Source organism: Candidatus Wallbacteria bacterium, from assembly GCA_028687545.1.
In the GTDB taxonomy this organism is placed as follows: Bacteria; Muiribacteriota; JAQTZZ01; order JAQTZZ01; family JAQTZZ01; genus JAQTZZ01.
This window is the reverse complement of the sequence record JAQTZZ010000056.1, coordinates 18,460-27,385: the sequence shown is the minus strand read 5'-3', so window position 1 is coordinate 27,385 and position 8,926 is coordinate 18,460. Positions and strand designations below refer to the sequence as shown.

The 8,926-nt window shown below is 46.0% G+C and carries 6 protein-coding genes and 1 tRNA gene; 3 read left to right on the top strand and 4 right to left on the bottom strand.

Annotated features, from left to right (window positions below; translation table 11 throughout):
- A partial coding sequence (locus PHW04_16380; GenBank protein ID MDD2717468.1) for an ATPase, T2SS/T4P/T4SS family occupies positions 1-876 on the top strand: 876 nt, incomplete at its 5' end.
- Entirely contained in the window at positions 873-1,391 is a 519-nt protein-coding gene (thpR, locus tag PHW04_16375) for an RNA 2',3'-cyclic phosphodiesterase (protein ID MDD2717467.1), read from the top strand. The genes PHW04_16380 and thpR, both read left to right, overlap by 4 nt.
- Before the next feature lie 176 nt (positions 1,392-1,567).
- Here the strand turns inward: thpR and PHW04_16370 are convergent.
- Positions 1,568-1,646: transfer RNA gene (locus PHW04_16370), tRNA-Pro, on the bottom strand.
- Positions 1,647-1,757: 111 nt separating this feature from the next.
- On the opposite strand from PHW04_16370, the gene PHW04_16365 reads away from it, so the two are divergent.
- Positions 1,758-4,910: a peptidylprolyl isomerase gene (locus PHW04_16365; protein MDD2717466.1), complete on the top strand. Its 3,153-nt coding sequence runs from the start codon at positions 1,758-1,760 to the stop codon at positions 4,908-4,910.
- Between the two features lie 64 nt (positions 4,911-4,974).
- Here the strand turns inward: PHW04_16365 and PHW04_16360 are convergent, their stop codons facing one another.
- From PHW04_16360 to PHW04_16350, 3 genes are read right to left on the bottom strand one after another with little or no spacing between them, the layout of a single operon-like run.
- Complete coding sequence (locus PHW04_16360; protein ID MDD2717465.1) at positions 4,975-6,240, bottom strand: radical SAM protein; 1,266 nt, start codon at positions 6,238-6,240, stop codon at positions 4,975-4,977.
- Entirely contained in the window at positions 6,207-7,283 is a 1,077-nt protein-coding gene (locus PHW04_16355) for a four-carbon acid sugar kinase family protein (GenBank protein MDD2717464.1), read from the bottom strand. Before PHW04_16355 ends, PHW04_16360 begins: the two co-directional genes overlap by 34 nt.
- A complete protein-coding gene (locus tag PHW04_16350; protein MDD2717463.1) occupies positions 7,270-8,880 on the bottom strand; it encodes a CTP synthase in 1,611 nt (536 codons plus the stop codon). Before PHW04_16350 ends, PHW04_16355 begins: the two co-directional genes overlap by 14 nt.
- Positions 8,881-8,926: the final 46 nt, after the last annotated feature.

Sequence of the window (8,926 nt, the reverse complement as noted above, 5' to 3'; positions counted from 1 at the left end):
GCTTTTGGTGATTCGGCGGTCCTGAAACCGATCCTGAAAAAGGACCCGTTTCAGATCGAAGAATTGGGAATGCATCCTCAGCAGATCTGGCAGATCAGAAAAAATCTCCTGTCAAGTCACGGCCTGATAGTAATTTCAGGACCAGCCGGATCAGGCAAAACTGCTACACTTCATTCCCTGCTGAGTTTATTCAATAAAACCAGTCTGAAGATCGTCTGCATTGATAATTTTCCGGAAACTCCTTTTTCCGGGAGAGTCCATGTGCGGGTACAATCCAGTCAGGTCGATCCGTCCCCGCTGAATCAGGAAACTGGTTTGCAGACGTGTCTGACTATGGACCCTGATGTGATAGCGTTGAGTGACCTGGACGAGCACACAGCCGCCGGGGCTCTGCGTCTTTCGTTGTCCGGCCGTCTGATTATCATGACGATGAATGCCAATTCAGCACTGGAAGCTGTTCAGAGGCTATCAGAACTGGGGATCAGCCGTGAGATGCTCATTTCAAATCTCAGACTTGTAATTTCACAGCGGCTGGTACCTGCGCTCTGCGAGAAATGTAAAGAAAAAGTCGATCCTGCGGCATATGTAAAAATTCTGAACATGCCGGAATCAGACTATCAGGGAAAAGATTTTTTCCGCGCTAAGGGATGCTCAGTCTGCAGCCTCACCGGATCATCAGGAAGAACCGGCTGTTTTGAACTGCTCGAACTCACTGAGTCTTTGAAAAAGGTGCTTGTGAACAAAGATCCGATGATGATCAGAAAAGTTGCTGTCAGGGAAGGAATGACCACTCTGAGCACAGCCGCCTTTTTAAAATGCACAGCCGGAAAGATTTCGATCGAGGAATTTGTCAAGATTGCTTTTGACCTGTCATGAGAACCTTTATCGCCCTGGATTTCACGAGCAATGATAAAACAGCACTGTCTCAACTGATTGAAACGTTGAGAAAAGAAGCGCCTCGATTAAAATGGACTGCCATCTCCAATTTGCACATTACACTGAAATTTCTGGGGGAAACATCTGTTCAGCAGGTTGAATCTATTAAACAATATTTAACTGGACTTTCTGAATTTAAAAAGGTGTTTCCTGTGAAATTCAATGAAATTTTATTTTTCCCATCTGCTTCCAGACCCAGAGTGATTGCTCTGCAGGGAGTAAATCCTGACCTGTCCCCACTGGCGCTACAAATCGAAAATACATTATGCGGAATGGGATTTCAGCCCGAAAAGCATGTGTTCCAGCCGCATCTGACGATCGCCCGTCTTAAAGAACCTTCTGCTGTGACAATTCCTGCAAATCTTGAGATCCAGCTGACTTGCAGCGGCAGAATCGATTTTTTTGAAAGCATCCTGAGACTTCAGGGGCCTGAGTACAGAACATTAATGAAGTAGTTTCATAATAACTCTGTTCAAAACCATCCAGATGCAAGGCGCACGAAACCGAGGGAAGGAAACGTATCTAGCGCATCTAAACCATTGAAATGTATTGGTCAAGATGCACTTGAAACGTACGATGACTGACTAAGGTTGAGTGCAACGAAGCAGATGGGTGGTTTTTAACAGAGTATTGGTCGGAGTGATAGGATTTGAACCTACGACCTCTTGGTCCCGAACCAAGCGCTCCAAACCAGGCTGAGCTACACTCCGACGCTTTATTTTATAACTGAAAATTACTGTGCTGTCAAGTTTATTCCTTTTGCATCGGCTTCCGGATGTATGTTATAATTCCCAAAAACCATCAGATACCCAGGAGGAAACATGATATTCGGCAAAAGCACTAAGAGAAAATGGATCAGCGCTGTCATCTGGTCCATAGTAGCCTGTTTTGTGGCTTCGATCTTCGTGATGGGAGCGCAGTTCACTTATCAGCGCGCACAGAAGGCCAAGGAAAAGACTGATCAGAATTCAGGAGATAAAGAAGAACAGAAAAACAGCCAGTTCACCAGCGAGGAACTCAAGAAGCCGCTTGCCGAAGTCAACGGGGAATCGATAGTTCTACGGGAGTATTACGATGAACTGCAGAGTACTTCTCCTGAATACAAAAATTACTTCAAATTGAATACTCTTGACGGGAAACTGGATTATCTGAAGAACATGGCCAACATGCTGATCATCAAACAGAAAGGCAAAGAGCTCAAGATCAACATCAGCGACGAAGAAGCCGTCGACAGCATAGTATCCAATTACAAACGCATGGGGCAGGTAATTGACAAAGACAAACTGCTGGCCAAGATCAAGGAGGGCAGCCCGGATCTGGCAAGAGTGATCGACGGGCAGAAAGTGCCGATGATAATCGAAAAGATTCAGGCCAACATGATGACTGATCTGGCTGTCAGCCAGGATTCAGTGGAAGCCTTTTATTTACAGCACAAGAATGAGTTCAAGAAGGAAACCACAGTCAACGGAAAATCCAGTGAGATTCAGTTGGGGCTCAACGATGTAGCGAGTGACATCCGCACTATCCTGGAGAAAGAGAAAGTGGACAAGGTAGCATACTCTTTCTATGATTCACACCAGGAGATGTTCCGCTCCGAGGAAAAGACTTTAATCGCCCATATCTTCCTGGACAAGAATTCCAAGAAGCGCAAGGACCTTTTTATAACACAAACCGGAACCGAGGAGCTCCAGAGTTACTACAAGATGCGCGAGCGGGACTTTCTGACTCCAAAGAATATAAGAGCAAACCATATTTATCTGAAGTTTTCCGATGTGGACAAAACGAGGATTGTTTTTGGTACGAATGAAGTCAGGGAATATTATGAAAAGAATATTGCCGATTATCAGTATCCTGAAAAAATGAGGGCTCAGCATATCCTGCTGGCACCGGATTCTCAAGAGAACAGAAAAAAAGTCACTATCACTGATGAAGATGTTCAGAAATATTACAAGGACAATCTCGACAGGTATAAAGATCCCGAAAAGGTTCATGCCCAGCACATCCTGGTGAATCAGGAAGAAGAGGCTAAAGATCTTTACGGCCGTTTGAAAAACGGGGAAGATTTTACAACTCTGGCCAAGCAGTTTTCCAAGGACAGCGCCAGCGCTGAAAACGGCGGGGATCTCGGCCTGTTCGCCCGTGGAGAGATGACAAAAGCATTTGAAGATACTGCCTTTGCAGCTGAAATCGGGAAGATCTGTGAACCTGTGAAAACGAGCTTCGGATATCATATCATCAAGGTGCTTGAACACAAGGCAGAGAACACCAAGAAATTCGAGGAAGTAAAAAAGGAAATCGAGGATGAACTGGCAGGGATCAAAGTCCGGGATTACTTGAAAAAACAAGCCGAAGAGATTCGCCAGTCAGCGGTGAAAGGTGAAGATTTCGCCCAGCTGGCCATGAAATTTTCAAACGCCAAAACAGCCTCTAAGGGCGGAGATTTGGGATTTTTCTATCGCGGCAGGCAACCCGACGGATTCAATGACCAGATCATCAAAGATGAGATCATGGATGGAAAATCTTTGGACCAGGCGATCGAGGGGGTCGTCTTTAAACTTGGCACAGAGGAGATTTCCACGGTAATTGAAGGAGTGCATGGAATCCATGTGTTCAAGATCCTGGAACGGGAAGACAAGAAACCCATGCCGTTCGCGGCTGTGGATAAGAAAGTCCAGGAAAAACTCCTGGATGACAAGGCTAAGAAAACCGTCGAAAACCAGGCTGACGAACTGATCGATAAAATTGCCAAAGGGGCCGATTTTACCGTGCTGGCACGGGAAAATTCCAAAGCTGACAGTGCCAAGAACGGCGGCGACACAGGCTTCATTCCGCAGGGTAAATTTCAGGACGACTTCGATAAATCTCTGATCGATCCATACTGGATTGCCGGTAAAAGCCTGATTTCTCAGCTGGAAGACAAACTGTTTTCCATGAGGAAAGGAGAAGTCGGGAAAGTGGATCTGAATGATGGAGTGGAAGTTTTAAAAATTGCTGAAATCAAATCTCCGGTTGTACAGCCTTTTGAAAAAGTCGCAGATCAGGTACTGGAGAAGAAGGTTTCCGAAAAGGCAGATAAGGAAGCTAGAAGACTGGCCGAAGCAGCTCTTGCAGAGCTGAAGCAGGGAATCTCGTTTGAAGAGGTGGCCAAGAAATATTCAGATGGATCCACTTCCCAGAGCGGCGGTACACTTGGGTTAGTCAATGCCGACGGTTCTGTGGATCAGGAAGAAAGCATTCGTTTCAAGGATGAGGGCGGAACCTTCGGTTATAACTTTACCGGCGGCAGCTTTTCTTTTGGGCTGAATCTTGATCCGAATTTCAAGGTCTACTGCCAGCTGCTTGACACAGCCGAATATTCACCGGTAGTAGACACACAGCTTGGTTATCATGTAATCAGGGCTGTGAAAAAAGAACCGGGTAAGATCAAGCCCTACTCTGAAGTCCAGAAAGACATTGAGGAAATGTTGAATTCTTCAATAGCTGATTCCGAGATTACCAAATATTACGAGAATAATCTTGATCAGTATAAAGAACCCGAAAAGGTCAGGCTGCGGCATATCCTCCTCAAGGATGAAGAAACCGCTAAAAAAGTCAAGACTCAGCTGTCTCAGGGTGAAAACTTCATGGAGCTGGCACGCAAATTCTCACTTGACCAGAGCCGTGAGATGGGTGGGGATATTGGAGAAGTTCCACGCGGGAAACTTCCCAAGGAAATCGAAGATGTGGCATTCAGCCTAGAAGTCGGAAAGAACAGCGACATCATCAAATCGCCTTACGGATTTCATCTTTTGCAGGTGACCGACAAGAAGCCTGCCAGAACAATCCCGCTGGCCGAAAAAAAAGAGGAAATCAAAGCCCAGCTGTTGAAACCACGCAAGGATAAGGCTTTCCAATACTGGATGCAGGAAGCCCACAATCTGACCAGAGTCAAACTCGATCAAGAGAATATCATTAATTTCCTGAAACGGCTTTGAGAATTAGACTTGCGATAATAAAAGGGGCTGTCCAAAAAGTCGGACAGCTCCTTTTTTTTAGGATTCAAAGTTCCAGATAAAATGCCTTGTGCCTGACATCGAACCCGCCACTCTTGATCGTCTGCCCCGTAAGGTCAAAACCGAGATTGTTGAACATCACGGAAGGCAGGTAGTATTTTCCGCTCAAGCCGAGTTTTGTCAGATCCTGAAGTGTCATCAGTCCTGCCACACAGATATTACCTCCGAAAACTGTATTCGGACAGGAAATAATCAATTCCCTTTTTTCGGGGAAAATCGATTTCAGAAAAGATGCGGGTAAAGGGGCAGAGACAATCCTGAAATTGCTGGCAAGAATTCCTGAAACAGAATTCCAGTCATCAGGATGGATATCATGTTCAAAAACCAGTCCGCTTTTTTCTTTTCTTTCTTTCCTGATAGTCATCTCATAAAGCTGACCGTTTCTCTGGAATCTGATTGTCGGATCTTTTAGAGAAGTGAGAGTAAGAAAAGCTTCATACCTTGATTTCACCGGAATCCCTGATACTTCAAGAATTACATCTCCCGCTTTCAGCAATCCAGACTTAAAAACGCGGGTAAATCCAAGCACTCTGGCCTCAAGATCAGAGAGTTCGGGAGGTTCCAGCAGAATCAATCGGTCCTCTCTGAATGGGTCCAGTTTTTTATAAAATGATTTCTCAGGCCAGTCTGCATTGAAATCAGCGAGTTTAGACCGGCCAGGTTTTAGAATTCGCCATAATTGAGCGGGCAGTTTTTTCAGAGACTCGAGGTCTCTGAAAAGATCTGTTTCAAACTGGCGAAAATAAACCAGGCTGATGTTGAGCGGTACAGAATTACTGGACAGAAATTCTGTAATGAATGGGAGCGGAAGGAGCAGCTCGCACTTCATGAACTCATAGTGGCGTCCGATCGAATTGACTGAGACTGTGAGTTCGAAGGGCTTGATTTTAATGAAAAAATCAAGCCAGTCCCGGTCGAGAAGTACACCATTCGTTGTAAGTTTGATGGGTGTTTCAGGATAAAGTTCTCTCAAGCTTGAAAGAATTTTCTTCAGATCCGGATGCAGCAGAGGCTCTCCTTCGCAGATCCTCGTTGCGGATTCACCTATGATGATGGGCGAGTCAGAAGAGAGCAGCTGAAAATATTGCTTCAGGATCTCAACAGTGAAATCGAAGCTGTATACCGAAACACCCGGCGGATTAAATTTGTTGCTGCAGAAAAAACAATCAGCCTGGCATCTGGATGTGATTGGAACAGTATTCTGCCGCAGACTGTCAACTAATGCTGAAATGATCTGATCAGTTGGTAACATCGTTCATAAAAATCGGGTTCTCCGAAACCTCCGGGTTTCATGATGATCAACCGATTCCTGTCCGAACAGAGGGGAATTCCTCTGGCCGCGATTCCCGAAACTTCCAAAACTTCCGCCGAAGAGCACCTAAGGAAGGAATCTGCAGTTTCTCCACCGCAGATAATCAGATTCGGTTTGCTGAGCAGGGAACTTGACAGTGTTTGGAGGGATTGGTCAAAACTGACCTGACTGACAGCTTTAGAAAGATCCAGCAGGCAAAGATCTGACTGTGATAAATACTGATCAGTTTGATTGAGTCTGGACATCGGAATTTCCAGTGCAAAGTTCCTCAGCAGTTCCAATTGAGCGGAATTAAGAGTGTTGAGAGAGCCACTGATCACAAGGCACTTTCTGGTTTTGGTTCCTGGAGGGGGAAAATCAGCAGCAAGGGGTGGGAAAAAAGCTGCTGCTGCTGCTGAAGCCACGATAAAATTAAAATCAGATCGCTGAAAAAGAGTTGCCATAGCTGATTCAAGTTCGGCAGAGGAGAAAATCGGGGGAGCCCAGAATCTGCTCCCGAGCCGGCTCTGCAGTTTAAAAAAGACGGTTTTGGAGGAGGGGTTATTAGGATCAGCGGCATAAAATGTTTGCTCAATCGGGAAACCGTTCACCAGATACTCAGATCCGGTATAAACTCTTTTCTGTACAGGGTTTTCAGGGAGAAAAGGGATCAGACCTGGATTCAGAAGCTCTGAGAGGGAAAGCACTTCGTCCGGGATAGGGCCACGCAGGGTGGAGTCGATTTTTTTGTACACAAGATTAATCTCATTTTGACTGCAGAGACCCAGAAAATGTTTATGAATGGATTGTATGGTTGAGAAGTTTTTTCCGGAATTGAGATTTCTGGTTCTTGAATTGAAGAATAAAATCCGGCTTTCCGGAACAAACTCGTTTTTCAGGGAAAAAAGGCAGCGGTAATTCAAACCGAAAAAAACTGAAGCTGTATCTGTGATGCCTGTGAGATCATCGGCCAGCACTGCAATTCTGAGATCATTTTTCAGCATATTTCAGGCAGGCTTTGATGAACTGTAAAAACAGGGGATGTGGTGTAGTCGGTCTTGACCTGAATTCCGGGTGAAACTGAACGGAAATGAAGAAAGGATGTTCCTTCAGTTCCACAATTTCCACCAGTCGGCGGTCCGGAGAAAGTCCTGAAAACACAAGCCCCTTATCGGACAAGGTTTTTCGATAGGCATTATTGAATTCATAGCGGTGGCGGTGACGCTCAAAAATCAGTTTGCTGTCATAGATACGGTTTGCCAGTGATTTATCTTCGATGATGCAGGGGAAAAGACCAAGCCGCATGGTGCCGCCTAGTTTTTCGATGTCTTTCTGTTCAGGCAGAATGTCGATTACAGGATAAATCGTATTCTGATCAAATTCAGTGCTGTTGGCACCTGCAAGTCCGCAGACATTGCGGGCGAATTCAATTACTGTACACTGCATGCCGAGACAGAGTCCGAGGAAAGGAATTTTAAGTTCACGCGCCAGTCTGACTGCTTCAATCTTTCCTTCGATGCCTCTGCTCCCAAAACCTCCTGGGACGATCACACCCTGGACGGATTGAATACTTGTTTTAAGCTCTTCCGGAGTGAGCTGATCTGTGTCCAGCGGTACGATTGTAAGCTTGGTATCTTCCCAGGTCGAGGAATGGTAGCAGGATTCGATCACAGAAAGATAAGCGTCCTTCAGCTCTACATACTTGCCGGCGAGAGCGATGGTGAGTTCGTAGGTCTTGATCTTCTTAACCATTGTGACCATGCTTTCCCAGGAAGCAAGATCAGGCTCTGAGGCAGGAAGTTCCAGCCTCTTCAACACATGTGTGGCAAGGCCCTGTTTTTCCATGACCAATGGAATTTCATAGATGGAGGTGAGGTCTCTGGCTTCAATTACAGCTTCCGGATCTGTATCACAGAAAAGCGCAATCTTTTCCTTGATGCTCCTGCTGATGTGTTTTTCCGTGCGGCAGACTATGATATCGGGTTGAAGGCCAAGACTCCTCAATTCCTTGACACTGTGCTGAGTCGGTTTGGTTTTCAGCTCCCCGGTTGTTTTAAGGTGCGGCACCAGGGTGACGTGGATGTAACAGACATTTTTCTGGCCAACATCTTTTTTCAACTGGCGGATCGCTTCAAGGAACGGCAGGCTTTCAATGTCTCCTACTGTTCCACCGACTTCGCAGAGTATGACGTCGAAAACATCCCCGGCTGACAAGCGCAGAATCTTTTCCTTGATTGCCGTAGTGATATGAGGAATCACCTGGACTGTGCCGCCCAGATAATCGCCTTTCCGCTCCCGCATAATGACATGATTGTAAATCTGCCCGGTTGTCACATTATTGTTGCGGGAAAGGTCCGAATCCAGGAATCTTTCATAATGGCCGAGGTCGAGGTCGGTTTCAGCGCCATCGTTGGTGACAAACACTTCGCCGTGCTGGTAAGGATTCATTGTGCCTGGATCGACGTTGATGTAAGGGTCGAGCTTGATCACTGTGACATTCAGACCCCGGGCTTTGAGAAGCCTGCCCAGTGAAGCGGCGGTAATTCCTTTCCCGAGAGAGGAAACCACCCCTCCGGTCACGAAAACGAACTTTGTGGCCATGACCAGCTCCTGTTTTTTGAGAGTATACTTTTCCTCTCGACAATAG